1 protein-coding gene is annotated in these 807 nt (G+C 67.3%); it reads left to right on the top strand.

Annotated elements, in window-relative coordinates:
* Nucleotides 1–56 precede the first annotated feature (56 nt).
* On the top strand, nucleotides 57–807 hold a 751-nt coding region (dmpG, locus tag AC30CM_RS26945), incomplete at its 3' end, for a 4-hydroxy-2-oxovalerate aldolase (protein WP_490119968.1).

Raw genomic sequence — 807 nt, 5'->3', positions numbered from 1 at the left:
GCGACGAAGGTCGGCGAGGAGATCGCCAAGCAGCGGGTCACGGCAGGAGCGCGAGCATGAGTTCTGAGGTCTGGTTCGATCCGAGTTGGGACGTGCGGATGACCGACACCTCGCTGCGTGACGGGTCGCATCACAAGCGTCATCAGTTCACCGCCGAGGAAGTCGGGGCGATCGTGGCGGCGCTGGATGCCGCGGGTGTGCCGGTGATCGAGGTGACCCATGGTGACGGACTGGGCGGGTCGAGTTTCAACTACGGGTTCTCCAAGACCCCCGAGCAGGAGTTGATCAAGCTGGCCGCGCAGACGGCCACGCACGCGAAGATCGCGTTCCTGATGCTGCCCGGGGTGGGGACCAAGGAGGACATCAAGGAAGCCCAGGCCAACGGCGGTGAGATCTGCCGCATCGCGACGCACTGCACCGAGGCCGACGTGTCGATCCAGCACTTCGGGCTGGCGCGCGACCTCGGCCTGGAGACGGTGGGGTTCTTGATGATGAGTCACACGATTCCCCCGGAGAAGTTGGCCGCGCAGGCCCGCATCATGGCCGACGCGGGGTGCCAATGCGTGTACGTGGTGGATTCGGCGGGTGCGTTGGTGCTCGACGGGGTGGCCGACCGGGTGGCGGCGTTGGTCGCCGAACTCGGCAGCGATGCCCAGGTCGGGTTTCATGGCCACGAGAACCTCGGGTTGGGGGTGGCGAACTCGATCGAGGCGGTGCGCGCCGGAGCCCGCCAGATCGACGGGTCGTGTCGCCGGTTCGGTGCGGGGGCGGGTAATGCGCCGGTGGAGGCGTTGATCGGGGTGTTCG

This window comes from Mycobacterium sp. DHQP2018-32-09 (genome assembly GCF_058148405.1).
This window is presented reverse-complemented; position numbering and strand designations above follow the sequence as displayed.